This is a genomic window from Candidatus Dadabacteria bacterium, assembly GCA_009837205.1.
In the GTDB taxonomy this organism is placed as follows: domain Bacteria; phylum Desulfobacterota_D; class UBA1144; order Nemesobacterales; family Nemesobacteraceae; genus Nemesobacter.
This window is the reverse complement of the sequence record VXTZ01000017.1, coordinates 34,435-59,364: the sequence shown is the minus strand read 5'-3', so window position 1 is coordinate 59,364 and position 24,930 is coordinate 34,435. Positions and strand designations below refer to the sequence as shown.

The following is a 24,930-nucleotide window of genomic DNA, read 5'->3' as shown; positions in this document are numbered from 1 at the left end:
TCAGTTCATCTCCGAAGTGTGCTGATGCTTAAGCATCTCTCCGGTGGCTATGTAGTAGGCGTTCTCGGCTATGTTGGTCGCAAGATCCGCCACCCTTTCGAGATGCCTCGCAACGTAAATGTAGCGAAGCGCCCGGTTAAGCGTTGAGGGGTCCGATATCACAAAGGTTATAAGCTCCCTTACTATCTGGGGTTCGTAGTTATCGACTTCGTCGTCTTTGCGACAGACCTCAACAGCGAGTCGTTCATCACTTCTTATAAACGCGTCCAAAGCCTCGCGGAGCATCTCCATCGCCTTGTCGGCCATCTTGGGAATGTCAATAAGCGGCTTTATAGGCGGGTAGTCGGCCATGAAAAGAGCCAGTCTTGAGATACTCGAGGCATGGTCCCCTATCCTCTCAAGATCGTTGTTGACCTTCATTATCATGGTAACAGTCCGCAGATCCGTAGCCTCCGGCTGGTAAAGAGCCAGTATCTTGATGCAGAGGTTGTCTATCTCGATCTCCATCGAGTTTACTTGGTCGTCCGTGCTGATAACCTCCTGAGCAAGAATCATGTTGCCTTCGCGAAGGGCCTTTATGCTCTTGGCAATCATGGTTTCGACAAGGGATGCCATTTCAAGCAGTTTCTTGTTAAGAAGCACGAGTTCCCCTTGGTACTTTATCATCTGTAATTGCTCCTTCGGAGATGCCTAGCCAAACTTGCCCGAGACGTAGTCTTCAGTATGTTTTTTAGCAGGGTTAAGGAATATCTTCTCCGTGGTGTCAAACTCCACTATGTCTCCTATGTACATAAAGGCCGTGTAATCCGAGACCCGGGCGGCCTGCTGCATATTGTGGGTCACGATCACTATGGTGAACTTGCTTTTAAGTTCCGTGACAAGATCCTCTATCTTGGCCGTAGCTATAGGATCAAGCGCGGAGCAGGGCTCATCCATCAAAAGCACATCCGGTTCAACCGCTATTGCCCTCGCGATGCAGAGTCTTTGCTGCTGACCTCCCGAAAGACTCACGGCGCTGTCATTAAGCCTGTCGTTTACCTCTTCCCAGAGGGCGGCGCGCTTGAGGTTCTTCTCCACGATATCGTCAAGAACAGATTTCTTCTTGATCCCCGCTATCCTGGCCCCGTAGGCGACGTTCTCGTAGATCGATTTGGGAAACGGGTTTGATTTCTGAAATACCATACCGACTCTTTTTCTAAGATCGGTAATGTCGACATCGGAATCGAATATGCTTTTGCCGCTAATCGATATGTCCCCTTCGGTCCTGCAGTCATCAATGAGATCGTTTAAGCGGTTAAAACAGCGAAGCAAGGTGGATTTACCGCAGCCCGAAGGACCTATAAACGCCGTGACCTGTTTTCTCGGGATATTCATGTTGATGTCCCGAAGAGCCTGCTTCGCGCCGTAAAAAAGGCTCAAACTTTCGACTTCGACCAAGGGATCGGGAACGGGCTTTGCCTTCTTCGGTTTCTTGGCCTTGGGAGCCGGGGAAACGCCGTTTGTATCCGGGGTTCTGAACTCCTGTTTTTCCATCGGTTTTCCAGACAGCATTAATCTTCCTCCACTACTTATACCCTATTAAACTACACCGCGGAAGTCGCGTATTTCTTCCTTAGCCTGTTTCTTATTATTATCGCCGTTATGTTAAGCACAACAACTATCAATATGAGCAAAAACGCGGTCATGAACACCATGGGTTTTGCCGCCTCGGCGTTTGGAGACTGAAAGCCGAGATCGTATATGTGGAACCCAAGATGCATGAACTTTCTCTCGAGGTGAAGGAAGGGGAAGTTCCCGTCTATGGGAAGATCAGGCGCAAGCTTCACAACCCCCGTTATCATGAGCGGCGCCACCTCTCCGGTGGCCCGGGCAACCGCGAGGATAAGGCCCGTAAGTATGGCCGGAAGCGCGCTCGGGATAACCACCTTCCAGGTGGTCTCGAACTTCGTTGCCCCGAGCGCAAGCGATCCCTCCCTTATGTTTCTCGGAACTGCAGCGAGTCCCTCTTCGGTCGCGACTATTACCACCGGAACAGTGAGAAGAGCGAGGGTAAGCGATGCCCACAGTATTCCTCCCGTGCCGAAAGTCGGGCTTGGGAGGGCCTCCTTGAAAAACACGGAGTCAATTATGCCCCCTACGCCGTAGAGAAAGAATCCCACTCCGAAAACTCCGAACACTATCGAGGGGACCCCGGCCAGGTTGTTAACGCATATCCGAACAATTCTCACCATCACTCCCTGTCTGGCATACTCCCGGAGATAAAGCGCCGCTATGACTCCGAAAGGCATGACCACTATGCTCATGATAAACACCATGAGCACCGTACCGAATATCGCGGGAAAGATTCCGCCCTCGGTGTTCGCCTCTCTCGGATCATCGGAGACAAATCCCCAGAATCTCTTGACGTAAAAACCGGCTTTTTCCGCAAATCCCATGTCGTTTGGACGAAAGGCAAGCACGATCTTCCCAAGCGGGATCACCTTCTCGTCTCCCCCGGCGGAGATCATCACCGCCTCGTTTCTGTTAAGCTCCGAGTAGAGCGCTTCGAGTTTCGCCTCGCTTTCCTTGTAGCGCTCTTCATATTCTTTTATTTTCAGGCGATGCTCGGCCTCCTTAACAGGATCGCCTTCGCCGCGCATCGCAAGGCCACGGAGCTTAAGACGCCGTTTTTCAATCCCGTAGTTTATGTCTCCTATCTCACCCTTTTCTATCTTAAGTATCTTGGCGTGTATCTCGTTTGAGTCGCGTATGAGATCCCGAAGCACGGAGAAAGCCTCAGGGTCCCCGCCCGGGATCACCACCCCGTTCTTCCTTATCTCCTTTAGGTAGCCGTGGTAATTACCCCACTCGTGCCGTTCCAAAATCACGGCGCCGCGAGGATAGTCGCGCGACGCTATGTCCGCCTCGTTTATCCATTTGAAGTCAAGACCGTAGAGGTCCCTGTTTCCTATCTTGAGCTTAATCCGGGACTCAGAACTTCTTACTCCGTCGCTATCCCGCACGGACTCCTTGGCTTGAAACTGCCCTAGGTAGACAGAGCCGTCTCTAAGCGTGTAGCGCCCGATGTCCGCCGGCCACATAGAGCCCAGGCCCTTTGCGGCTATGAGAAACAGAAGTCCTCCTATCATCACGAGCGTGATCATGAGGGCAAGGCCCGATATCCAAATGTAGGCGTCGCCTGCTTTCCAGAGTTTAGGCATCGGATTGAGCGTATTTCCTCCTCAGTCTCTGGCTTAGAATCTCCGCCAGAGTGTTAAGCAGAAAGGTGACCGCAAACAGCAGGATCGCCGTCAGGAAAAGGACCCTGTAGAGGGTTCCCCCGTGCGGGGCTTCGGGAAGCTCGACCGCGATGTTGGCCGAAAGAGCCCGGAAGCCGTTAAAGAAGCTCCAGTCCATGACCGGGGTGTTGCCCGTGGCCATGAGCACGATCATCGTCTCTCCCACGGCCCTTCCGAAACCTATCATGATGGCCGAGAATATGCCGGCGCTCGCCGAGGGCAGAACTATTCTTGTAGCCGTCTGCCACCTGTTGGCCCCGAGGGCCAGAGATCCCGCAGAAAGAGTCCTTGGAACACTCGAGAGCGCATCTTCAGAGATTGTGAATATGATGGGAATCACTGTAAAGCCCATCGCGAATCCCACGACCAGCATGTTTCTCTGATCGTAGCGAAGATCGAACATTCTGAAAAACCAGTCCCTAAAGTCCCCGGCGAAAACGAAGCTCTCAAGCGGACTGTTAAGCCACAGGGAAAGCGCAGCGGCAATCCCTATCACTCCCACGAGCGTGAAAAGCTCGGCTCCCACCCGGAATCTCCCCGAAAGCGAGAACGGAAAACGGTGCCACAGGAAAAGCACAAGGAGGGTAAGCGCGATCACAATAAACGGCATCACCAGAATCGCGACAAAGACCTTCTCAAGCAGCGGCGCAAGCCAGAGGCCCGCCAGAAATCCGAGCACAACGCTTGGAAGCGCCGCCATTACCTCTATCACGGGCTTTACCACGTTCCTTATGGAGGGATGGAGAAACTGCGAAACGCATATTGCCGCCAGAACCGCAAGCGGGATCGAAAGTAGCATCGTGTATATGGCGCCCTTCAGGGTTCCGTAGGCAAGCGGCGTCAGGCTGAACTTGGGTTCGAACTCGTCCGTCCCTCCCGTTGACTGCCACACATACCGGGGCCTGTCGTAACCCTCGTACCATATTTTTCCGAAAAGGGAGCGGAAATTCGTCTCGGGGTGTGGATTATCAAGATAGTAGCTTGAAAGCACCATGTCGGAATCCACGGCCACCACCCCGTCCGCCTTGGGAGAAAAGCTAAGCCCCGCGTAAGGCTTTCCCCGGCCCGGAAAATCGAGCTGCTTTGTGGCGGAAGTGGCTTGGTAAAGGAATATGTTCCCCGAGGTGTCGGAAGCAAGAAATCCCCTTCCTCTTTGGGATGCGAAGAACTTATCAACCGGCTCTGGAAGCGGGGGAAAGACGTGCACTTTAGTGAGCTTGCTTTCTTCTCCGCCGCCTGTGGTCTCAAACCACACGCTTACGTTCCCCGCGGCATCACCGACTATAAGCGAGCGCTGTCCGAGAAGGAACCCTATCTCGGTAACTGCCACACCGGGGTCCCCGGTGGCATCCTGCACCGACTTTAACTCAGGAGAAGATGGAGAATAAAGGGACCAGTGATAAAGCTTTCCGTTTGCCGTGGAGACATAGAGGTTCTCCGTTGAGTAATCGACCTTCACCCCGGTAACCCTGGCTCCTTCAAGCTGCCCGGTAAGATCGGTTGTGAAAACCTCGGTTTCGCTTTCGTCCAAAAAACCCCCTTCACTTTCGGTCTCGACATAGCTTATGAGGCGCCCAGAAGCCGTGTAGGCCGCGACCACTGAGGATCCCGTCTCAGGCGAGCTCTGATAGGCGAAGATTTCTATCGGTTCTTGCGTTACGCGAAGGGCTTCTCCCTCCGTCACTTTTGATACTACGGTTCTTTCTGTCCCTTCACGGAACTCGACCCTGAAGCTCACATCGAAAGGCTTTACGTAACCTTCCCGGTCAGCAAGCGCGTAGGAAGTATTGCTTATGGCATTATAAAAAGAGGTATAGCCGGCTGTCTTGTGAGAAATGGTGTGGGTCTTAAGAGGCTTGGGTTCTTCTTCCAGAGTGAAGAAGCGTACCGACCCCAGGGAGTCCACCGTGAAAAACTGCTCCCTATACTCATCCACCCCTATGTCGAAAATACGCACTTGCCCAGCAGCCGTCCCGGAAAGAAAACGATCTTTCATCTCCGAGACGCTCTCAAGCTTTTTCCCGGGACTTTTCCACAGAGGTACGGTCTCGATCCCTATGAAAAAAAGTATCGCTATGATACAGAAAATGATTCCCGCGCCGCCGACAAACACCACGTGCCTTGCCAGCCTGTCGTAGAGTTTTCTTCTCCGTATCTGCTTTTGCTTGGAACCTTCTTCGATTCCAAGCTCGTCAGTTCTATCGCTTGACAATGAAATTACCTTGCACCCGGGACATCAGGTGCGAAAAAGACGGCTTAAAGTCCGACCTCCCCGGGGTAAACGGCAAAACGCAGGCGGATCCATCCGCGTAAGAAGCCGTAAATAGCATACCTAGTTCACACTTATAAGGTCTCTTAACTCGGAGACTTTCCCGGCGGTCAAGGGAAGATAGCCGTCTTTTATTACTATTTCCTGTCCCTCCTGGCTAAGAATGTATTTCAAGAACTCAAGGCGGAGTGGATCAAGCGCTTCGTTCGGCTTTTTATTCACGTAAAGATAAAGATACCTTCCGAGCGGATACTTCTTGCCGACGACATTCTCGAAGCTGGGTCCGAAACAGCCTTTCTCGGGGGTCTTGGCAAGCTCGATTGCCTTCACTCCGGAAGTTTTGTATCCGATGCCGGTGTAGCCGATTCCCTGAAGATCCTCGGTAATTCCCTGCACGACAGCGGAGGATCCCGGCTGCTCCTTGACAGTGTCCTTGTAGTCGCCCTTGCAAAGTGCCTTCTTTTTAAAGTAACCGTAGGTCCCCGAAGCCGAATTTCGCCCATAGACGCTTATCGGCTTGCCGGCCCAATCCCCTCCGAGCCCTGCCGCCCCCCAGATGGAGATATCGGAACCGCCGCCGCACTTTCTGTTCTTTGAGAAAATGGCGTCTACCTGTTTTATCGAAAGACACCCGATCGGGTTATCCTTGTTGACGTAAACCACGAGAGCGTCGATTGACGTCGGAACCGCAGTCGGTTTGTAGCCGGTTTCCTTTTCAAAAGCGTCGATCTCTTTTGATTTCATCGTTCTCGACATAGGTCCGAACTGGGAAGTCCTCGCTATGAGAGCCGGAGGGGCAGTACTTGAACCCTTGCCCTCTATCTGGCATCTAACGTTGGGATAGAACTTCGCAAATCCCTCGCACCAGAACGTCATAAGATTGTTCATTGTGTCGGAACCCACGCTGTCTATGTTTCCCGAAACACCTGTCGCCTTCGTATAGGAAGGTATGGCCGGGTCGACTTTGACCGTCTGGGCCCCTGCGACAGTGCCGAAGGCAAGTACGCAAACGATCGCAAAAAGCGTAAAACACGATGTAACACTCAAATTCCTCATTACGAGAATCCTCCTTAAGAAGGTGGAAAACAAACCAAGCAAGTTGGATTAATTAAAACCCGGAAAAGTTAAGCTGGTGTTAAGAAGCAATTAAAAAAAGATAAACAAAAAAGAATATGGAAAAAGCTGGTAAAACTTCGGAGAAAAAGCCGCTCTCCTGTGCTAGCGTCCGGTCCCCTCGGCGATTACGATGCGCCTGTTGGGAGCCTTCTGGCTTGCCTCGTAGTATTCGAGCGCCTCGGGCATCCACTTGCGGATGTTTTTTATCCTGGTCCTGTAACCAGGGTGGGTGGAAAGAAACTCGGGCGGAGCACCTCGTCCCGCAGCCCCCATCCTCTCCCAGAAGGGGATGGCCTCGCGGGGATCATAGCCCGCCTTTGCCATATATATGAGGCCTATCCTGTCGGCCTCTGATTCCTGCTTTCTTGAAAACGGCAGGGCGACCGCGAGCGTTGTCCCCACCCCGTAGGCGGCAAGAACCCTGGCTGTGGTTTTTTTATCCTTTTTCTTCATCGCCGATGCGAGCGCCGCAGAGCCCATCTGGAGCAGAATTCCGAGAGTAAGCCTCTCCCCTCCGTGGCGCGCCGTTGCGTGGGCAACCTCGTGGGCCATCACGGTAGCGAGCCCCGCCTCGGTTTTGGCAACGGGCATCATCCCGGTGTAAACCCCGATTTTCCCCCCGGGAAGCGCAAAGGCGTTCACTAACTTGTCGTTATCGAAAACGGTGTACCGCCACCTGAGGTTGGGAGTGTGGGAAACCGCGGCTATACGTTGTCCGACCCTCCTCACGACCCCGTTGTAATGCGCATCACGCGAGATCTTCTCGGTCTCAAGCAGGTTCACGTACGCACTTGCGCCAAGCTGCATTTCGAAGGCTTGGGGAAGTAGTATAAACTGCGTTCTGTTGGTAATCGGGGCCTTGGCGCACGCAACGAGGAGGAGCAGAAAAAGCAGAACTCCGGCCGGAAAAAGACTTTTCCTTTTAAATATCGACCTCAATTTCCGTTAATTCTCAGGGCACGCAAGCCTGCGGGCCCTGAGTCAAGTAAAAAGCCTAACTTTCTATGCTAATGGAATCAGGAAAGATCAGCTTCCCTCATCCTTTTCATTCCCTCGTCTATATCATCGTCAGAACACGCGTAGGTGACCCTCACGTAACCTTCCCCCTGGCTACCGAAAGCTGTGCCGGCCACTACGGCGACCGCCGCGCGCTCAACCAGCCTGTCGGTGAACTCCTGGGAGGTAAGTCCCGTTCCCGAAATGTCGGCAAAGGCGTAGAACGCACCGTCGGGAGTATCGCATGTTATGCCGTCGACGCTGTTTAGCCCGGCGACCATGCGGTCCCTTTTCTGCTCGAGCAGAACCAGCTTGTTCTCCACCCAGTCCTGCGGTCCGGTTAGAGCCGCGTGCGCAGCTTTCTGTATAAACGCAGCCACGTTTGTGATCGAGTCCTGAAGGAATATCGAGAGCTTCTCGATAACGGGCCTAGGAGCCACTGTCCATCCTATTCTCCACCCTGTCATGGCCCATGTCTTTGAAAACGTGTCTATGCAGATCACCCTGTCGCGTATGCTCTCTATCGATGAGATCGAGAGATGCGGCTTCCCGAAGGTTACCTGAGAGAATATCTCGTCAGATATGATCATCACCTGGGGATGGCGCTCAAGCATATCGGCTATCTCCTGGGGGTTCTCCACCAGGTGGCCGTTCGGCCTCTGGGGAGTGTTTATGATCACGAGCTTGGTTTTCGGGGTGATGAGTTCTTCCAGCTTCTCAACGTCGAACTGCCAGTCGGGCTTTGTAAGCGGGGTGTGCTTTATCACCGCGTTTGCGTACTTGGCCCATACCTCATCGGGAGGATATCCCGGGTTCGGGAATATCACCTCGTCCCCGTCCTCAAGAAAGGTAAGAAGGTTCATCGTAAGGGAGTGCTTCGCTCCCGCCGTCACTATGACCTCGTCGGGTTCCGTGGGTCTTCCCCGCTCACCCATCTTCTCCGCTATGGCCTCCCGAAGCTCGGGAAGTCCCGGCCCTGGGTCGTACCTTACGTAACCGTCTCTAAGCGCCTGCTCCGTAGCGTCAAGAACATGCTCCGGCGTATCGAAATCGGGTCCCTGATAATCACCCTTTTCGAAGTGAATAATCTTTTTCCCCGTTTTCCTCTCAAGTTCCCTCGCAACCCTCATGCTCGCCCACTGCTTGGGCGGAACAAAGTGCGAGGTGCGCGAACTGTATCCATATGATGACATAACTCCTCTCCTCCTTAAGTTTTTTTCAAAAAGCTAAGAGTCCTTGTTTATCAGCAGTCCGGAAGCCAGCTGCGAGAAAACCGCGTCGGCCACCTCTCCCGCATCCATCGAGAAATCGTGGTGAACCATTACCGCACCCACGGCCCCGTAGAGCATGAGGGCGCGAAGCCTCGGATTCTGCCTCACGAAGCTTCCTTCGTCTATGCCTTTTTCTATTATTTTTTCGTAGAGCCTCACCCGCCGCGTTCTCCACTTCTCGGTAAGCTCAAAGTGTTCCTTAAGAAGATGCGTCTCGTCGCGGCTCAGTATGCGAAGAACCTTCAAGTTCTGTCTGTAGAAAGTGAATATGGTCGTAAGCAGCTTGCGGAGCTTCAGGGGGGCTGGGTCCGAATTCTCTACTTCTTCATGCAGGAGTGCTTCTATGGCATCGAAGCTTTCCTTAAGGATTTCGAGGTAGAGATTCTCCTTGGAAGAGAAGTAGTTGTAGAGGGTTCCTTTCGATACGCCCATCTCCTCGGCTATCTCTTCCATGGTGACTTCGTGGTAGCCCTTCTCGGAGAAAAGGTCGGTCGCAGCTCTCAATATCTCATCGCGACGCCTGAACTTGCGGGACGTCTGTGTGCTCTGCGTACTTCTCTCGGGAACGCTGTTAGTCTGAACCATACTCCTCACCCACTGACTGACTCGTCAGTCAGATTAACAAGTCCTTAAAAAATTGTCAAGGAGAAATTTGAGCTTGTTGAAATCAGGGTCCGACCGTCCCACAGCAGATGAAATCTCCCAAGGAGACCAAAATCTTTAAATTCGCGAAAATTCCCTTACCATATATCCTCAATATGGGAAGGATAATACTGGTCATTTTCGTGCTCGGGGTGATTCTCGCAGCGGGGGTTTTCCTCTCGGAGAACGTGTCGAGGCATGACGCCGAAAGGCCCACTCACAAGACCCCGGCGCTTGAGCCGCTTGCGAAGCATCTTTCAAGAGCAACTATCCCGGTCTCCGTTCCCATAGCTGCCATAGGGGAAGCACTTGAGCGCAAGACGCCGAAGCAGGAATCGGGTTCAAGGAAAAACAGTCTCGGAAGACCCTTCGCCCGAAGCGAACTCAGCTGGAATCTAAGCCGTTCCCGTCTTCAGGTATCGGGCCGAAGCGGAGCCCTAGACATAGCGACCGAGCTTAGCGGAGAGACCCGCGCGACGGGGGCCATTCAGCTGGCAAGAAAAGTCGACTTCAGCAAAAGCGGCAACGTACTTGCAAGCGTCTCCCTCACCGCGAGTCCGACCCTCGAAACCAACTGGCGCGTATCCCCGAACCTCTCCGAGGTAAAAATAGATATACAAAGGGCCGACATACCGATAAAACGCATTGGAAACCTTGACGTGAGAGGAGATATACTTCCCGGAGTTCGAATCACAGCCGATGCGCTTCGCACGCAATTTAATCAAAGCGTGGCCAGAAGCGATTTTTTTGAGCAGGCGGCAAGAAAAGGCTGGAAGAGGCTTTGCGGTTCAACACCGCTTGGAGAAGACTCGGATCTCTGGCTTGAAACAAGGCCCGTAGTTGCGCGCGCGGCACAGGTCCGCATCGCCCGCAAAGACATCCGTGCCACGATTGGAATTGAAGTAGAAACGCGCATCCTGACAGAGCAGACGCAGCCAGAATGCCCCTTCCCGAGAACCTTGCTCCTAGAAGAGCCAAAGCCGGGAAGCTTCGAAATCATTATGCCCACCATAATCGACTACGAAACGCTTGAGCGAAAACTCGCCGAAGAGGTAGTCGGCAAGTCTCTGGGCAAGAACATCTCCATAGCCATAAAGGCAATAAGGGTCCACCCGTATGGAGAAAAGCTTCTGCTTGAAACCGAGGTGGCTGTGGAAGCCAAAATCCTCTCAGGCACGGAAGCGAAGGGAACCCTGTACGTGGTTGCCGAACCGGAACTAGACGCCGAGACGCAGACCATAACGCTGGAAAACGTAGCACTCGATATCGATTCGCAAAACATGCTTCTCTTAATGGCTGGAAAGGCAGCGGAGCCCCTGCTTCTCGAAGCCGTCTCAAAGCGTCTTCCATTTGACCTCGAGCCTAAGCTTGAGGAACTGCGAGATGGCGCGGAGGACGCGATTTTGGCACTTTCATCGGAGAACATTTCGGTTACAGGAAAAGTGAACCGGGTGCGCCTGACCCGCCTTGACGTAGGGCCCGAACACCTGCGTTTAGTCCTCACGTCAGAAGGCAGGGTTAGGGCAAGAGTGCAGGCAATTCCCTAGTGTATTTTTTCGCGTCCAAGAGTTCTGGAGGAAATTTCGAAGTGGAGTTTTTCTGGTACATTTTTTAGAGGAGGAAATCATATGAGCGTATGGGGAAAAATAATCGGCGGTGCCGCGGGTTTTGCTCTCGGCGGCCCTATCGGTGCGTTGCTCGGCGCCATGGCAGGTCACGCGTTCGTGGATACCGGGGAGCGGCCAACCGACACGCGCTCGAGAAAACAGGTTGCCTTCACGGCCGGAGTTATAGTGCTGGCGGCCAAGATGGCTAAAGCTGACGGGGTAGTGAGAGAAGAGGAGATCCAGGCTTTCCAAAAGGTGTTTCATCCGATCCTGAGAAACGAGGTAAAAGAAGCTGAGGTTGCCCGGGTTTTCAATATCGCTAAGAAAGACTCGGAAGGCTTTGAACCCTACGCACAGCAGCTTGCCGAGATGTTCAGGGGTAACCCCGCAGTTCTTGAGGAGCTTTTAAACTGCCTGTTTTTCATCGCCAAGGCAGATAACGTCTACCACCCCAAGGAAAACGAGTATCTCAAAAGCGTGGCCGAGATATTCGGACTGAGCGAAGCGGCATTCAGGCGAATCCGCGCCGCACATGGCGTTGACAAGCCGGATCCGTACGAAGTCCTGGGAGTTACAAGGGACATCTCGGACGACAAACTTAAAAGCAAGTACCGCGAACTTGTCCGCGCGCACCATCCCGACAGTCTGATAGCCCAAGGCGTTCCCCAGGAATTTGTTGATGCGGCAAACGAGAAGCTCGCAGTCATTAACGATGCCTACGACCGGATCGAGAAGGAGCGAAAGGCGGTCTGATTCCTCTACGCAGACGCTCCCCTATGACACCCTGAAAGGAGTATTATTCCATTGAGCGAACCGATTGCCCTTTGCTTCAGCGGCGGCAAGGACAGTGCCATGGCGCTTCAGGAAATCCGAAGGCGCGGGGAATACCACGTGGCGGAACTTGTGACAACGGTGACTGATGTCTATGATCGGGTGAGCATGCACGGAGTGCGTCGTACGCTGCTTCGCAGACAGGCGGAGTCCTTGGGTCTGCCGCTTGTGGAAGTCGTGGTGCCGCCGGGATCGTCAAATGCTGTCTACGAACGGGAAATGGGAAAGGCGTTCTCCAATATCCGCAACAAGGGCATTCGCCGGATTGCCTTCGGCGATATATTCCTAGAAGACCTTAGGGATTACAGAGAACGGCAGCTCGCGGCCTCGGGATTAACCTGCCTCTTCCCCCTATGGAAGAAGCCGACTCGGTCTTTAGCCCGGACCTTTATAGACGAGGGGTTTCGTGCGGTAACTGTATGCATTTACTCCAAAATGCTTGATGAGTCTTTCGCCGGACGCCGCTTCGACACGACGTTTCTTGATGACCTTCCAAGCGGGGTCGACCCCTGCGGAGAGAACGGGGAATTCCACACGTTTGTTTTCGACGGGCCGATATTCTCCCAGCCGATTGAGTTTGCGGGCGGTACGGTAGTGGAAAGAGACGGTTTCTTCTTTTACGACCTCTTGTAAAGATAACTCCCCGCAAGTTCATTCACTTCACCGCTGCTCTCACGTCAAACGATCGCTTCTTTACGCGAAATCTATCTTTTGACTTGGGGATGTCTTTTAAAATCGCCCACATAATACCGATAGACGGGAAGGTCTTTTGTGCCTGACTCAGTTTGTCCGCGGGAGATATTTGAACCTGGGTGACCGGCGAAATATCTCCGCAAGGGCTTTTCGTTCCTCCCAGTTAAGCTCGGATGCTATCTCGACCATGACTTCGAGAACCCGCTGCTTTTGCCTCTGGCGCTCCAGGAACATCTTATCCAGGCTCTCTCGGTAAGCTTCCGCATCGAACTGCTCCGCCTCGAGAATGGCGATTACCTCCCCGTTCAGCCGCCGTCTTACTTTTTTCCCCTCCGCATCGGGAAGCGCAGCGCGCAGTTTTTCCTTAAGCTTGGTGCGCCTTGATTCCGGAATGGAACATTCGTCAAGCAGGGTGATTATACGCTCTCCCCGCTTCGCTTGATGACGGTCACACCCTCTCCCCGCTACAAAACCGATGAGAATAACCCCGAGGACAACCAGCAAAAGTATCAATAATCTGACCGGGTCTCTCATATCAATCCTTCCTCTTCGCCAAGCAGCTGCTCGATAACGCTCTCGGGGGCCACATGGGAATCCGCTCCACCGTAGTTCATCACGCCCGCAAGAAACCCGACCGCAAGAAACAAGACAAGGCAGAAAGCGGGAGCGGGTGACCAGAACACCTTGAAAACCCACCTCAAGACGGCTTGTCTCTGCGGAACAAGCGACGCCGCGCTTATGATTCTCCCGGCCAGGTCGCCGGGGGGCGGGGGAACATCATACGATCGCAACAACTCCTCAAGTCTCCTGTCCTTATCCATATCCCTTCTCAAAGATAGCGGTCCATCTCCCGTCTGAGTGTCGCCTTGGCCCTCATTAGCAAAGAGCGAAGCGCCGAAACGCTTACCTTCATTATCCCGGCGGCGTCCTCATGTCTCAGTTCCTCATAGAAGCAGAGAATCAAAGCGGTTTTCTGCCTCGGAGGCAACCTCTTGATCTCCCTTGCAAGCAGGGCTCTCGCCTCATTCTCGGCAACCTTGCTTTCTGAGTCAGTACCCTCGTCCCTCACTTCAAACGATTCGGGAACCGCTGCCTCGCCGCGTTTTTTCCTGCTGTCAAGACAGAGGTTTACCACCACCCGGTAAAACCAGGTGGTGAACCTTGCTCCTCTTCGAGGATCCCATATATCCGGGGTCTCCCAAAGCTTTATAAATGCCGCCTGCACTATGTCTTCTGCTTCTTCGCGCCTGGCAGTGTAGCGATAGGCAAGCCGGTAATACCTGTCGCTATGCCTCCTTACAAGCACGGCTAACGCCGCACGGTCGCCTTCCCCTACGAGTTCAAGCAAGCTTTCATCGTTCGGTGACTCTTTTGCCATGCGGTCTGTTTCCGTTTAACCGTGGCCGCAAAGCGCCACCGATCTTATTGCTGTTTCCGTGCTATTTGCCGGCGCACTGCCCGGAATCTTTTTTCTTCTCTCTGTGCTTTGCTTTCTTGGCGGCCCAGTAGTTCTTTACTTCTTCCTTCGTAAGATTGCCGTTGCCGTCAGCGTCCATCTTGGCGAATTTTTTCTCCACGTGGGCCATAAACTCGGCCTTTGAAATAACGCCGTCAGAGTTTGTGTCTTTTTTCTCGAACATTTTGTCCATTTTAGCGGACTTTCTGGGGCAATCCGCTTTCTTACCACAATCTCCGCAATGGGCCGAGGCAAATGTCGCTCCACCGAAGAACAGAACCGCCAATACGGAAAACATCAATACTTTTCTCATTACGCACCTCCATATGGTTTATGAATTTAGAATTAGTTTATAAGTTTATACGAATGAGAGAGAAAAAGTGTTCGGGGGAACAAAGGTGGGTCTGTTTTTTAACAAATTCTTTCTTTTATCGTGTTGCTTGAAACCACGAACATTAGATAGATAAAGGCAGTCCACTATCCAATTCAGTTGAGACTTTCTCGGCTTCCACCCGGCGGCGTGCGATTGTCTCATGGTAGTCCTGCGCCTCGCGATCTTTGAAAAATGATGCTTTGGGTGCCAAGCGTTTAACCGCACTCTCAACCTCATCTAACCCAACTCTGAAGAACTCCTTCCGCAGATTTGCTGCATTCACTCTCCTGTTGTGAAACTCAGCGTGCAAAGCACTCTCCAAAGCGGGTGCATCTTCGCTATAAATCATGGCGTGGGTGTCAAAAATGAACGGCACGCTTGCGTCGCCTAGTTCGCGCACTCGGTCATCCGGGTCTAGCCTACGGGTCAGTCCAATCTTCACGATATCTTCTCCAAAAGAACCGATATTTGAGACGATGTAAACATAGCCCGAACGTGTTCTCTGCGCCATTGAGCGTGCTCGCTCACCAAGTGCGTGTACCTCTTCGAGCTTTCTTTCAAGTTCTGCGATGCGTTCCTGCAACTGCTCAACATCTTGCCCTGTTTTCCCCGCAACCTCGTTTTGGGCTTGAGCAAGCATCTGGCGATACTTTACTTCTTCCTTTTCCGCGGCCTCGGCTTCTTGGATCAGCCTTTTTTCATCGCGTGCAAGACGTGCGGCCTCGGCTCGCTCATCCCGCTCACGCTTCAGTGTTTCGCGGTACTCGTGGTTTAGGAAAAGCTCATCAAGTTTTAGAGACAGATAGTCTTCTTCAATAATCACTTTGCTTGAAACATTGAGTTTGTCGATCTGGGTGGCAGCATTTAATATCCGCTTTTCCATTGCATTTACATTATTCCATCGTGTGTTTGCGATTGCGGCATCACACTCATTGTTAAAAGCCCTCAGAGTCAGACGGATTTGGCGATTGGTCATGGTTCGGCCCTTGGACTTGCTTCCCTCCAAAACCCATTCAGCTTCACAAGTCACAGCAGTCTTGGCCTTTACCATTTCCTTCTGTTTTGTGCGAATCTCGCTGATTGCTTCTTTGAACGATTCGCTGTCCCCAAAATCAAAATGGGGTTCATAGACTCCCATCTCAGCAAAGGCAAGCTTTTCGTCGAATATGGCAACTTCACTCCTGAGGCGGTCATAGACGTTGCGCTTCTCGGCATAGTCTTTCCGCAGATTCTCCAAGTCCTGGAGTATAGAGTTACGTTCAAGGGATGCCTTGTTAGCTTCATCTTCAATGCTGAGAACTGAGGCAAATCTGACCCGAAGTTTTTTGCTCTCATCCTCGGCTCGGGCCGCGCGACCTCTTGCCTTGATGAGAAGCACAAGAAGGAGAATGGGCACCCCAAGAATTAAAAATGCGATGATAAGACTCATGAAAAAATCTTCCTTGAAGAACCAGAGTTCTTATACCTAGATAAGCACTCTGGAAATATTACCTTGAATTGGACTAGTCAGTCTTAAGATAGGCTGTAACTATAACCTGAACCCCCTTTTTTCTGCAAGGAGATTTTTAGGTGGGGATACTCTACCGACCGCACGAATACATAAGGCTGACTGACAACTCATACGTCAATTTAAGGAGATTGCGGAGACCATCTCCTTGTAAGACTTTAAGACCAGAGTGAAAACTTACAAAACTCCAGCCATCTCAATTATCCTCTCCACTCTCTTCTCCCACGTATATTCCGTCGCGTCCGAGCGGGCCCCTTCTGAAATCCGCACGCAAAGCTCTGAATCAGCAAGCACGAGGCCAAGTGCCCGAATAAACTCCCCCTCGTTATCAGGAGGAGTAACAACCGAGTTCTCCCCCGGACGCAGTATCTCAAGAACCGACGGAACCCCGGTTGCAACAATGGGTTTTCCAGCGGCCATATACTCGAAAAGCTTAAGCGGAGAAGTAAACTTACCGGCTTCCGTCCCGTCCCTTATAGTTACCTTGGACGAATAGGGCATGACCAAAACATCTGAAGCAAGGAGGTAAGAAGGTACTTCCCGTTGTCGCACAAACCCCTCTATTCTGAGATTGGTCGATCCTTCCTGCCTCGCCATCTCGCGCCAAAGCGCATTATCCCGTTCCCTGCCTCCGACAATGAGAAACTCAACCTCGGGCATCTGCGCCGCGGCGCGCACCAGAATCTCAAGCCCCCTTCCCCTGTAAGTGTTTCCACAGTAGCACACTATTTTTCTCTCGAGCGGAAGACCGAGGCGCTCCCGAAGCGAGGAAATGTCATGTTCTCCTTCGAACGCCTCCCGTTCGAAGCCGTTCGGGGCCACCATGGGATTTTGCCCAGTCATCCCGAGGCAGAAGTATATGTCGTGTAGACCCCGCGAATTAAAGGACATCCCGAGCAGGTTCTTCGAGCGGGAAAAAGAACCTATTATTCTTTCGGCTGACCAGTTAACCGGAGGGTGGTGAGCGTCGTAGACCGTTGGCACCCCGAAAATTTTGGTTGCGAACCAAGCGAAGATAAGGTCCCTAGTGAGCACGAGATCAAAATTTTCTTTTTCTCCGCAAGCATAAAAGGAGCTTAAAAAACCATGTAGCGGCCGTCTGGCAAGCCCACCCGAAAGCACAATCGAGGTTACACGAAAAGGATTCTTGATACCGTAATACGAAAAAAGTCTTTTCTTGTTAACGCGCCCCGGCAGAACGCACTCAACCTCGATTCCAAGGTTGGTCATCGCCTGGCACATCTTGAGCATGTGAACGGCGCTGGCCCCTTCTGTAAAAAGCGGGTGGCTTCCTACGTAAAGCACCCTCAGTCCTTCGTATTTTTTCATGCGGGTTTAACCCTCCTTCTTCCTCAGCTTGACTCATAACCCCGACCTACCCTGGGGAGAATTGCTTGCGTAAAAAGCGGATGCTTCGGGATCAGAAGCTCGCTTGAGGCTATTTTACCTTGAACGCCGCCCATCCTTAAATCCGAACTGTTCCCGACACCGCGCCTGCACCAATCAGTTAGAATTAGCCTCATGAACCCGCTTCTCTCGATCGATATCTCATACAGGGCGATAAAGAGCAACAAGGTAAGATCGTTTCTCACCACCCTAGGAATAATCATAGGGGTCGCGGCCGTGATTTCGCTCGTATCGATAACCGGTGGCGCAAAGAAAATGATAGAAGGACAGCTCGCTTCCCTCGGAGCTAATTCCTTGGCAGTAAAGAGCGGAAAAATTACAAAAAGCGGAAAAACCCTCCTCGCGGGAAACGTAAAACCGCTTACCGGTAAAGATGTAGAAGCAATAGGAAACCTCGAAGCTGTCAAGTACGTCTCAGCAATATCCAACACGACCGCCAACGTGGTCTCGGGAAACAGAAACGTTTTTACCGCCGTGATAGGAACAGGAAAAGACTTCATATTCATAAACGACTGGTTTCCCGAGAGGGGGACGTTCTTTAATGAAATCGACGTACGGGGAGCGGCCCTTGTCTGCGTACTGGGGAAAACCGTGAAGGAAAACCTGTTCGGAAGCCAGAACCCCATAGGAAAAAGCCTAAGAATCGGCAAATACACCTACAGGGTTATAGGGGTTATGTCCCCTATCGGCCCAACTCCCAGCGGAAAAGACCAGGACGATATCGTCCTGCTTCCCTATACCTCCGTTCAGAAGAGGCTTGTCGGCACCAGATCGCTTGACAGAATCACGATTTTCGTAGACCCCGCCTACGATCTGATTCTCGCCCAGGGGGAAGTGGAAAAAGTTCTGCGCAGACAGCATGGAATCAAGGATAAAATGGAAGACGATTTTTCCGTAAGAACTCAGCAGACGCAGATAAAAACCATAAAAAACGTCTCGAGGATCCTTACAGTGCTTCTCGGAAGCATAGCGTCGATCTCGCTTGTTGTGGGAGGGATCGGGATAATGAACATAATGCTCGTTTCGGTAGGGGAAAGAACAAGGGAAATAGGCATCAGGCTTGCCGTGGGGGCCAAGGAGAAAAACATACTGGTTCAGTTTCTAATCGAATCCGTACTTCTTTCCCTTGTAGGCGGCGCGATAGGAACGGCGATCGGAATACTGATCTCCAAGGTGGCTTCGACGATAACCGGCTGGCCTACCCAGATATCCGTGCTGGCAATACTGGTAGCTTTTCTGTTTTCGGCCCTTGTCGGTATAGTCTTCGGTATATACCCCGCCAAAAAAGCAGCGCAGCTAAATCCCATAGAAGCTCTTAGATACGAGTAAGCATGAACAAAGGCAAGTTCACCGTTCTCTTGTTATTGCTGTTGTTTGACCTAATTCTTATTGTTTCCATCTCGATTTTCTCTGATAATCCCAAAGAATATTTCAAAGAATTTAATTTATTCACATGGATTTCCTTCATAAAGCTTTTGATAATTTCATACCTCAGCTGGAACATTTACACGGAGAGGAAACCTCCCGGTGGAAATTTTAGCTTCAATAACGATCATTCAATCTGGTTCATTGTGGCTTGCGGATTTATTTTTTTAGCATTTGATGAATTGTTATCAATACATGAAAATGTGGACAAAGCGATCCATAAGGTGCTCGACATGCCGGAAACAGGTCTTACAGACAGAATAGACGATGCGATAATTCTTATCTACGCTACGCTTGGAATCGCGGTACTTTACTCATATAAGAATGAGTTAATAAAATTTGCGAAATCCATACCCTACTTAGCAGTGGGTTTCTTGTTTTTATTTCTCAGAATCTCGATTGATTTTATAACTAACAGAGATGATGTGATTCCTAAAATAATTTCAGATGAAATACTTGTTTCAAAATTAGCTATAGTCCTGCCTGTAATTGAAGGAGGCTCCAAGTTGCTTGCTGAAACATTCTTTATCTTCGTCTTTTACTCGTGCTTTATGCAAGTGAAATCTTCAAAAGCTGGGGCACAAGAGCAAAGCATCAGAATTACGGGGAAATAATCAATGAAAGTGATGTTTGTGGTTGAACGCATGGAGGTGGGTGGCGCGCAGAGACAGATTGCCTATATGGCAAACCATCTTTCCCGGAGAAATATAGAGGTTTCCTTGCTGGTGGTGAAAAAAAAGGGAGAGATGCTAGACAAGATAGTTCCCGAAGTAGAAATAGTTTCATGCTTTAGGTTGGCATCAAGAATGCCTTTTTGGGGCGTCATTTTCCAAGTTTTGGCTATTATTCGGGCGGCAAGAAGCAAAAAGCCAAATGTTATATATTGTCGTCTTATGGAATTTCCCGGAGCAGTTGCAGGGAAAATTCTTGGTATTCCCACGGTCGTTGCGGAGATAAACAATCCGCGCAAAAGTCTAGAAATAAAATATAATTCCCAATGAACATAATGCTGGTTTCCTTAGGGGAGAGAACGAGAGAGATAGGAATTCGCCTCGCGGTGGGAGCCAAGGAGAAAAACATACTGGTACAGTTTCTCATAGAATCAGTTCTGCTCTCCCTTGTCGGCGGGGCTATAGGGACGGTGGTCGGGATACTTGTCTCGAAGCTGGCTTCTGCCCTTACCGGGTGGCCGACCCAGATATCCATACTCGCGATACTGGTGGCTTTCCTGTTCTCGGCCCTTGTCGGAATTGTCTTCGGCATATACCCGGCGAGAAAGGCAGCGCAGCTAAATCCCATAGAGGCCCTGAGATATGAGTGATATCTTCGGGGCGCGTGTCCCGGCGCAAAGCGAGACAATCTTGAAACAATGTGCGGCATAACAGGCATCTACAGTCCCGGAGCAACCGTCAGTGCAGCCGTGATCTCGGCCATGACCAACACTCTACGTCACAGGGGCCCCGACCACTCGGGCACCTACGTTAACCCGGACAGGACTGTAGGTCTCGGACATACGAGACTCTCGATCATAGATCTCTCCGAGAGGGGAAACCAGCCCATGGCAAATGACGGCGGCGGGATACAGGTAAGCTACAACGGCGAGATATACAACTACAAGGAAATCAGGGAAGAACTTCGGCAAAAGGGCCACGTTTTCAGAACCAATTCCGATACCGAAGTGCTGATCAGGTCCTACGAGGAATGGGGTATAGAGTGCCTACATAAGTTCATAGGCATGTTCGCCCTTGCAATCTGGGACGAGAGGGAGAGCAGGCTTTACCTCGCGAGGGACCGCGTGGGAATAAAGCCGCTTTACTACTACAGAGAAAACGGGCTTTTTCTTTTCGGTTCGGAACTAAAGGCCGTAATGGAGCATCCGGGATTTCAGAAGAGGATAAACCCCGACGGTCTCGCGCTTTTCCTGAGATACAACTACATAAGAAGCCCTTACACCATATTCGAGAACACCTTTAAGCTTGAGCCCGGCCATTACTTCTGCCTGCACGACGGGCAGCTTGAAAAGCACAGGTACTGGGACATAACGGAATCCTATAACGCCCATCCTTATGACATCGACGAGGAAGAGGCCTGCGATATACTTGAGGAAACCATGCTTGATTCCCTTAAGTACAGGCTGGTTTCAGATGTGCCCGTCGGGCTTTTCTTGAGCGGAGGCATAGATTCAAGCACAGTGGCCACGCTCCTTCAGAAAAACATCCCGACGCCGCTTAAGACCTTCACCATAGGGTTCGAGCAGGAAAAATACAACGAGGCCGTTTGGGCGAAAAAACTCGCAGAATATCTGGGAACCGAGCACACGGAATTCTACGTATCGGAAGACACCGCACTTGAGACCGTGTCCGATATCCCGTCGATTTACGACGAGCCTTTCGCCGACACTTCGTCAATACCGACATGCATACTGTCTAGGCTTGCGAGGGAGCACGTAAAGGTGGTGATGTCGGGAGACGGGGGAGACGAGCTTTTCTGCGGATATAACTACTACTCAAAATCCGTGCGTCTCGCAGAGGCGGTCAGAAGGACACCCGGAGCGCTGAGACGGGGACTCAAGGCCGCACTTTGCGGCCTCAGTGTCGAAAAATTCGAGTCCGTGGGAAAAACCCTCAGATGTTCCTGGATTACCGGGCGCACCAGAAACTACGAGAGAAACCGGGCGGCCTTGCTCGGCATAATGGAAAACGACATGGCCGAGATGTATAGACGGAGGCTCGGAACATGGGCTCCTGAAGACTTTGCGGGCATATTCAGGGAAAACCGGGATTTTCACGATGAGACGTTCAAGTCTGATTTTGCCGCCATACACAGCGAGGAGCTCTGGACACAGATGCTTTACGCCGATTTTAACGTCTGGCTTCCCGATGACATACTGACCAAGGTAGACAGGGCGTCCATGAGTACGGGCCTTGAGGCGAGGGAGCCGCTGCTTGACCACAGGGTCGTTGATCTTGCGGCAAGAATTCCCCTTGATCTCAAGTACAGGAACGGGGAAAGCAAGTATATCTTAAAGAAAATACTTTCAAGGCACATACCCGCTGAGCTTTACGACCGCCCGAAAAAAGGATTTTCAAGTCCCGTTGATTCGTGGCTCAGGGGTAGGCTTCGGCCCCTTGTCGAAAATTACCTAAGCCCTGAGGCGATAAGAAAAAGCGGGGTGTTTGACCCAGGCGAGATCTCCCGGTGGAAAAAAAGATTCTACGATCATTCATCCCCTGGGGCACCTCGGATATGGAACTTGCTCATGTTCCAGATGTGGCATGAGAGATGGCATTAAAAACGTTCGGGCATGAAAGTTCTTCTCTACACCCATGAATTCCCGCCTTTCCAAGGCGGACTGGCAACGACAAGCTACAAGCTTGCAAAAGGCTTTGCGAAAGCCGGTATAGATACTACGGTCCTTGCCCCGGGCTACTCCGAGGAAGACGCCGCGGCAGACGGAGATTCTGACTTCGCTGTTCGAAGAATGAGCGCCTTCACCAGAAACCACGGAGCCCCGTCCCCGGTAAAGGAGATCGCCGGGTGGATATCGCTTTCAAGGTATCTATCTTCCAACACGCCGGATGCGGTGCTGCTTGTAACGAGAGAAGCCCACTTCGCCGGGGGCATCTCGCCGCTTGATCCCCGAAAGTACAGAATCATCGCGAGGGTGGCGGGACGGGAGGCCAAAAAATTTCTTCTCGGGCAGCGGTTTAAAAACAGGGTTCAGGCCCGGTTCATGAACAGGCTTTACAGGAGGGCTCACAAGATCATAGGCCCGAGTGAATCTACAAGGCAGATGTTCATCGAGTCGGGAATCCCCGGCGAAAGAGTGGGAGTGATACACAACGGTACACCCAGGGAGCTTATCCTGCGCGAGGCCGACCCCGCAGCCGTGCGGCGGCTTAGGGAAAAATACGGCATCGAGCCCTCAGAGAAAATGATTCTTACCGTCTCGAGGCTCACTCGGGGAAAGGGACAGGACAAGGTAATAGAAGCCCTCTCCGCCGTAAGGGAGAAGTACACAAACTTCAGGTACGTAATCGCCGGGGAGGGACGTTACGAAAAAGCTCTTAGGGATCTGGTGGCAAGCAAGCGGCTTGGGGACAGGGTTGTTTTTGCCGGATCGGTACGCCACGAAGACGTGTGGATCTTCTATGACGCGTGCGACATTTTCGCAATGGTTAACCGGACGATACCGAGCGAGGAGAACATCGAGGGACTCCCAAACGTCCTGATCGAGGCTGCTGCAAGGGGAAAGCCTATAGTCACGGGAGTTGACGGCGGGGGCAAGGAAGCCGTCGAGCAGAGAAGGAGCGGCTACGTTACGGACGGAAACAACGTTCCAAGAATCGCGCAATATCTCGTAGAACTTCTTTCTGACGAAGACAAAGGCAGGGAATTCGGGGCCAGGGGAAAACAGAAAATGCTTGAAGACTTCACCGAGGAGGGAATGATCGATAAGTACCTCGGAGTAATCGGCTACCGGGCATAATATGGATCCGTCTCAGGAAGTTACCCCAGATACTCACGGCTGAATTTCCGGGCAAGATAAACGGTCGCCAGAAAATGCCCGAATTCCACGATCAGATAGGCGATGCCGGCTCCGAAATACGAATACTCTGGAACCAGCAAAAGCAGCAAGACCAAGTATGTGAGGACTTTAAACGTGCTGACCGCGGTCCTAAGTCCAGGTCTTCCGATCGCAAGGAGCATCGGCGTGAGCCAGAACGTTCCGCCCGTAAAAAGAACGGCCACGGCGAGCACCCTCATGGTATTGGAGGCAGGCACGTACTGGTCACCGAAAATAAGGCTTATCAGTTGTTCCGTGAAGAGAAGTACTATAATAAGGACTGGGATTACAAGCTTAAGCAGGCTCCTAACCGAGAACTTCAAGATTTCGGCAAATCTGTCGTAGAGGTTTGACGTTGAAAAACTCACGAGTCTCGGGAAAATGGCCTCGTGCAGGGGATCCGTAATCCTGTTAACCACCTTGATCACGGCCCTTGCTATCTTGTAAAGCCCCGCCGCACCGCTTCCAAAGAAATAACCTAGGATCAAAACGGCCACTTTTCCTTCGTTAGCGATCGTAAGCGTGGCGTTAAAGCTCGTGTTAAGCAGAAACCAAGTTATCTCCCTCATCCTGCCGGAGAGAAGTCCTACTTTTGAGGAAAGCCAGGTGTGAAGTCCCTTGTCCCTCAGCATTCTGTTCACAACTATCTGGGTAAGCACAAACTCAAAGAAGGAAACCGCCACATAGGCAACTAGCACGCCCTTTATTCCGTAACCCATATACAGCGCCGCAAGCACGGAACTAAGTTTGAAAACCGCTTTTGCCGACTGCACGAAAACTATCGTCTTGAACCGGTCAAACACCCTGAAAAGCGCTTCCGACGTGGTGTTGACGCTTGCGACTACGAGAGTCAGGGAAAAGATCAGAACTAAATCGAAACCATCCTGAGACTTTATGAATATGTCGTTTGCCACCCCGGCAAGCAGCAAACATACCCCAAAGGCCAGCAGACCCCCCGCGGCATCGACCATGTAGGAGAACTTTATCATCGACAGGGCATGTTCCGATTCTTTTTTCTCGAGGAACTCACCCACATATCTAACGACGGATTCCCATACCCTGAAATCCACAAGCGAACTCACTACCTTAACGTAGGCTATGATAAGGGTAAGCAGACCGAAGAGTTCGAGGCCGAGCACTCTTGCCAGAACGATCATTTCAACTATATTGGCAGCGGAGGGAACGGATTTGGCGACAACAAGCCAGGACACATTTTTCATGAATTGTCTTTTTTCTGCTCTGAGTTCACTCATGTTCCTGGAATATGGAAACACTTTCTGTCATCTGTATACAGCAGACAGACAAATTGTCTAAGCACCGCTTCGGGCTTTTTGGCAGTCTCGCTTTCTGCTTTTGAGAACAGCACGGGTCGCCCGGATAGTTTCTTCGTCTTTACCAAAAGTGTTTCCGCAACTTTAAAGCCGTATTGCATAATAAAAGAAGTAAAGTAATAGTAAACCTGACCCTGTACATCTCCATCAAGCACGAAGCG

General features: G+C 51.6%; 24 protein-coding genes. 9 read left to right on the top strand and 15 right to left on the bottom strand.

Annotated features, from left to right (window positions below; translation table 11 throughout):
* The 8 genes from phoU to F4Z13_03605 all read right to left on the bottom strand — a co-directional run bounded on the left by phoU (position 1) and on the right by F4Z13_03605 (position 9,515).
* Positions 1-666, bottom strand: a complete 666-nt coding sequence (gene phoU / locus F4Z13_03640; GenBank protein ID MXZ48337.1) for a phosphate signaling complex protein PhoU — start codon at positions 664-666, stop codon at positions 1-3.
* A gap of 24 nt (positions 667-690) precedes the next feature.
* The gene (pstB, locus tag F4Z13_03635; GenBank protein MXZ48336.1) at positions 691-1,551 is read right to left on the bottom strand and encodes a phosphate ABC transporter ATP-binding protein; all 861 of its coding nucleotides are present in this window, start codon (positions 1,549-1,551) and stop codon (positions 691-693) included.
* Between the two features lie 32 nt (positions 1,552-1,583).
* Positions 1,584-3,200 carry a phosphate ABC transporter permease PstA gene (gene pstA, locus F4Z13_03630; GenBank protein ID MXZ48335.1) on the bottom strand — a complete coding sequence of 539 codons (1,617 nt, stop codon included), beginning with the start codon at positions 3,198-3,200 and terminating at the stop codon, positions 1,584-1,586.
* Positions 3,193-5,490 (bottom strand): ABC transporter permease subunit, encoded by a 2,298-nt coding sequence (locus F4Z13_03625; protein MXZ48334.1) that lies wholly within the window; start codon positions 5,488-5,490, stop codon positions 3,193-3,195. The genes pstA and F4Z13_03625 overlap by 8 nt, the downstream gene beginning before the upstream one ends.
* A gap of 120 nt (positions 5,491-5,610) precedes the next feature.
* Positions 5,611-6,603, bottom strand: coding sequence for a phosphate ABC transporter substrate-binding protein (locus F4Z13_03620; GenBank protein MXZ48333.1), 993 nt, complete (start codon positions 6,601-6,603; stop codon positions 5,611-5,613).
* A gap of 162 nt (positions 6,604-6,765) precedes the next feature.
* Complete coding sequence (locus F4Z13_03615; protein ID MXZ48332.1) at positions 6,766-7,470, bottom strand: M48 family metallopeptidase; 705 nt, start codon at positions 7,468-7,470, stop codon at positions 6,766-6,768.
* Positions 7,471-7,679: 209 nt separating this feature from the next.
* Positions 7,680-8,852, bottom strand: a complete 1,173-nt coding sequence (locus F4Z13_03610) for an aminotransferase class I/II-fold pyridoxal phosphate-dependent enzyme (protein ID MXZ48331.1) — start codon at positions 8,850-8,852, stop codon at positions 7,680-7,682.
* Positions 8,853-8,885: 33 nt separating this feature from the next.
* Positions 8,886-9,515 carry a TetR/AcrR family transcriptional regulator gene (locus F4Z13_03605; GenBank protein ID MXZ48330.1) on the bottom strand — a complete coding sequence of 210 codons (630 nt, stop codon included), beginning with the start codon at positions 9,513-9,515 and terminating at the stop codon, positions 8,886-8,888.
* A 107-nt stretch (positions 9,516-9,622) separates the two neighbouring features.
* Here F4Z13_03605 and F4Z13_03600 point away from each other — a divergent pair, with 107 nt between their 5' ends.
* The 3 genes from F4Z13_03600 to F4Z13_03590 all read left to right on the top strand — a co-directional run bounded on the left by F4Z13_03600 (position 9,623) and on the right by F4Z13_03590 (position 12,643).
* On the top strand, positions 9,623-11,119 hold the full coding sequence (locus F4Z13_03600) for a DUF4403 family protein (GenBank protein MXZ48329.1): 1,497 nt from the start codon (positions 9,623-9,625) through the stop codon (positions 11,117-11,119).
* Positions 11,120-11,200: 81 nt separating this feature from the next.
* Positions 11,201-11,932, top strand: a complete 732-nt coding sequence (locus tag F4Z13_03595) for a DnaJ domain-containing protein (protein MXZ48328.1) — start codon at positions 11,201-11,203, stop codon at positions 11,930-11,932.
* 51 nt (positions 11,933-11,983) lie between these two features.
* Positions 11,984-12,643, top strand: coding sequence for a diphthine--ammonia ligase (locus F4Z13_03590; GenBank protein MXZ48327.1), 660 nt, complete (start codon positions 11,984-11,986; stop codon positions 12,641-12,643).
* 147 nt (positions 12,644-12,790) lie between these two features.
* Here the strand turns inward: F4Z13_03590 and F4Z13_03585 are convergent, their stop codons facing one another.
* The 6 genes from F4Z13_03585 to F4Z13_03560 form a co-directional block, all read right to left on the bottom strand.
* Positions 12,791-13,237, bottom strand: a complete 447-nt coding sequence (locus F4Z13_03585; GenBank protein MXZ48326.1) for a periplasmic heavy metal sensor — start codon at positions 13,235-13,237, stop codon at positions 12,791-12,793.
* Complete coding sequence (locus F4Z13_03580; GenBank protein ID MXZ48325.1) at positions 13,234-13,524, bottom strand: hypothetical protein; 291 nt, start codon at positions 13,522-13,524, stop codon at positions 13,234-13,236. The genes F4Z13_03585 and F4Z13_03580 overlap by 4 nt, the downstream gene beginning before the upstream one ends.
* Before the next feature lie 8 nt (positions 13,525-13,532).
* Positions 13,533-14,081, bottom strand: coding sequence for a sigma-70 family RNA polymerase sigma factor (locus tag F4Z13_03575; GenBank protein ID MXZ48324.1), 549 nt, complete (start codon positions 14,079-14,081; stop codon positions 13,533-13,535).
* Positions 14,082-14,142: 61 nt separating this feature from the next.
* On the bottom strand, positions 14,143-14,472 hold the full coding sequence (locus tag F4Z13_03570) for a hypothetical protein (GenBank protein MXZ48323.1): 330 nt from the start codon (positions 14,470-14,472) through the stop codon (positions 14,143-14,145).
* 142 nt (positions 14,473-14,614) lie between these two features.
* Positions 14,615-15,961, bottom strand: coding sequence for a DUF4041 domain-containing protein (locus F4Z13_03565; protein MXZ48322.1), 1,347 nt, complete (start codon positions 15,959-15,961; stop codon positions 14,615-14,617).
* A 255-nt stretch (positions 15,962-16,216) separates the two neighbouring features.
* Positions 16,217-17,368, bottom strand: coding sequence for a glycosyltransferase family 4 protein (locus tag F4Z13_03560; GenBank protein ID MXZ48321.1), 1,152 nt, complete (start codon positions 17,366-17,368; stop codon positions 16,217-16,219).
* A gap of 192 nt (positions 17,369-17,560) precedes the next feature.
* Here F4Z13_03560 and F4Z13_03555 point away from each other — a divergent pair, with 192 nt between their 5' ends.
* Genes F4Z13_03555 through F4Z13_03530 form a run of 6 tightly spaced genes read left to right on the top strand, consistent with a single transcriptional unit; the run spans position 17,561 to position 23,360 of the window.
* Positions 17,561-18,775, top strand: a complete 1,215-nt coding sequence (locus F4Z13_03555) for an FtsX-like permease family protein (GenBank protein ID MXZ48320.1) — start codon at positions 17,561-17,563, stop codon at positions 18,773-18,775.
* Between the two features lie 2 nt (positions 18,776-18,777).
* Positions 18,778-19,485, top strand: a complete 708-nt coding sequence (locus tag F4Z13_03550) for a hypothetical protein (protein MXZ48319.1) — start codon at positions 18,778-18,780, stop codon at positions 19,483-19,485.
* A 3-nt stretch (positions 19,486-19,488) separates the two neighbouring features.
* Entirely contained in the window at positions 19,489-19,872 is a 384-nt protein-coding gene (locus tag F4Z13_03545; GenBank protein ID MXZ48318.1) for a glycosyltransferase family 4 protein, read from the top strand.
* Positions 19,869-20,192, top strand: coding sequence for an FtsX-like permease family protein (locus tag F4Z13_03540; GenBank protein MXZ48317.1), 324 nt, complete (start codon positions 19,869-19,871; stop codon positions 20,190-20,192). The genes F4Z13_03545 and F4Z13_03540 overlap by 4 nt, the downstream gene beginning before the upstream one ends.
* A gap of 48 nt (positions 20,193-20,240) precedes the next feature.
* Positions 20,241-22,163 carry an asparagine synthase (glutamine-hydrolyzing) gene (asnB, locus tag F4Z13_03535; GenBank protein ID MXZ48316.1) on the top strand — a complete coding sequence of 641 codons (1,923 nt, stop codon included), beginning with the start codon at positions 20,241-20,243 and terminating at the stop codon, positions 22,161-22,163.
* A gap of 12 nt (positions 22,164-22,175) precedes the next feature.
* Positions 22,176-23,360 (top strand): glycosyltransferase family 4 protein, encoded by a 1,185-nt coding sequence (locus tag F4Z13_03530; GenBank protein MXZ48315.1) that lies wholly within the window; start codon positions 22,176-22,178, stop codon positions 23,358-23,360.
* Positions 23,361-23,380: 20 nt separating this feature from the next.
* Here F4Z13_03530 and F4Z13_03525 read toward each other — a convergent pair whose 3' ends face one another.
* The gene (locus F4Z13_03525) at positions 23,381-24,691 is read right to left on the bottom strand and encodes an oligosaccharide flippase family protein (GenBank protein ID MXZ48314.1); all 1,311 of its coding nucleotides are present in this window, start codon (positions 24,689-24,691) and stop codon (positions 23,381-23,383) included.
* Positions 24,692-24,930 lie beyond the last annotated feature (239 nt).

Bases quoted from the DNA above. Each gene is read 5' to 3' on its own strand.
- F4Z13_03585 (MXZ48326.1), bottom strand. From the start codon at position 13,237: ATGAGAGACCCGGTCAGATTATTGATACTTTTGCTGGTTGTCCTCGGG.
- F4Z13_03610 (MXZ48331.1), bottom strand. From the start codon at position 8,852: ATGTCATCATATGGATACAGTTCGCGCACCTCGCACTTTGTTCCGCCC.
- F4Z13_03580 (MXZ48325.1), bottom strand. From the start codon at position 13,524: ATGGATAAGGACAGGAGACTTGAGGAGTTGTTGCGATCGTATGATGTT.
- asnB (MXZ48316.1), top strand. From the start codon at position 20,241: ATGTGCGGCATAACAGGCATCTACAGTCCCGGAGCAACCGTCAGTGCA.
- F4Z13_03595 (MXZ48328.1), top strand. From the start codon at position 11,201: ATGAGCGTATGGGGAAAAATAATCGGCGGTGCCGCGGGTTTTGCTCTC.
- F4Z13_03560 (MXZ48321.1), bottom strand. From the start codon at position 17,368: ATGAAAAAATACGAAGGACTGAGGGTGCTTTACGTAGGAAGCCACCCG.
- F4Z13_03565 (MXZ48322.1), bottom strand. From the start codon at position 15,961: ATGAGTCTTATCATCGCATTTTTAATTCTTGGGGTGCCCATTCTCCTT.
- F4Z13_03620 (MXZ48333.1), bottom strand. From the start codon at position 6,603: ATGAGGAATTTGAGTGTTACATCGTGTTTTACGCTTTTTGCGATCGTT.
- F4Z13_03540 (MXZ48317.1), top strand. From the start codon at position 19,869: ATGAACATAATGCTGGTTTCCTTAGGGGAGAGAACGAGAGAGATAGGA.
- F4Z13_03600 (MXZ48329.1), top strand. From the start codon at position 9,623: ATGAAATCTCCCAAGGAGACCAAAATCTTTAAATTCGCGAAAATTCCC.
- F4Z13_03525 (MXZ48314.1), bottom strand. From the start codon at position 24,691: ATGAGTGAACTCAGAGCAGAAAAAAGACAATTCATGAAAAATGTGTCC.
- F4Z13_03530 (MXZ48315.1), top strand. From the start codon at position 22,176: ATGAAAGTTCTTCTCTACACCCATGAATTCCCGCCTTTCCAAGGCGGA.
- phoU (MXZ48337.1), bottom strand. From the start codon at position 666: ATGATAAAGTACCAAGGGGAACTCGTGCTTCTTAACAAGAAACTGCTT.
- pstB (MXZ48336.1), bottom strand. From the start codon at position 1,551: ATGCTGTCTGGAAAACCGATGGAAAAACAGGAGTTCAGAACCCCGGAT.
- pstA (MXZ48335.1), bottom strand. From the start codon at position 3,200: ATGCCTAAACTCTGGAAAGCAGGCGACGCCTACATTTGGATATCGGGC.
- F4Z13_03555 (MXZ48320.1), top strand. From the start codon at position 17,561: ATGAACCCGCTTCTCTCGATCGATATCTCATACAGGGCGATAAAGAGC.
- F4Z13_03615 (MXZ48332.1), bottom strand. From the start codon at position 7,470: ATGCAGCTTGGCGCAAGTGCGTACGTGAACCTGCTTGAGACCGAGAAG.
- F4Z13_03545 (MXZ48318.1), top strand. From the start codon at position 19,489: ATGAAAGTGATGTTTGTGGTTGAACGCATGGAGGTGGGTGGCGCGCAG.
- F4Z13_03575 (MXZ48324.1), bottom strand. From the start codon at position 14,081: ATGGCAAAAGAGTCACCGAACGATGAAAGCTTGCTTGAACTCGTAGGG.
- F4Z13_03605 (MXZ48330.1), bottom strand. From the start codon at position 9,515: ATGGTTCAGACTAACAGCGTTCCCGAGAGAAGTACGCAGAGCACACAG.
- F4Z13_03550 (MXZ48319.1), top strand. From the start codon at position 18,778: ATGAACAAAGGCAAGTTCACCGTTCTCTTGTTATTGCTGTTGTTTGAC.
- F4Z13_03570 (MXZ48323.1), bottom strand. From the start codon at position 14,472: ATGAGAAAAGTATTGATGTTTTCCGTATTGGCGGTTCTGTTCTTCGGT.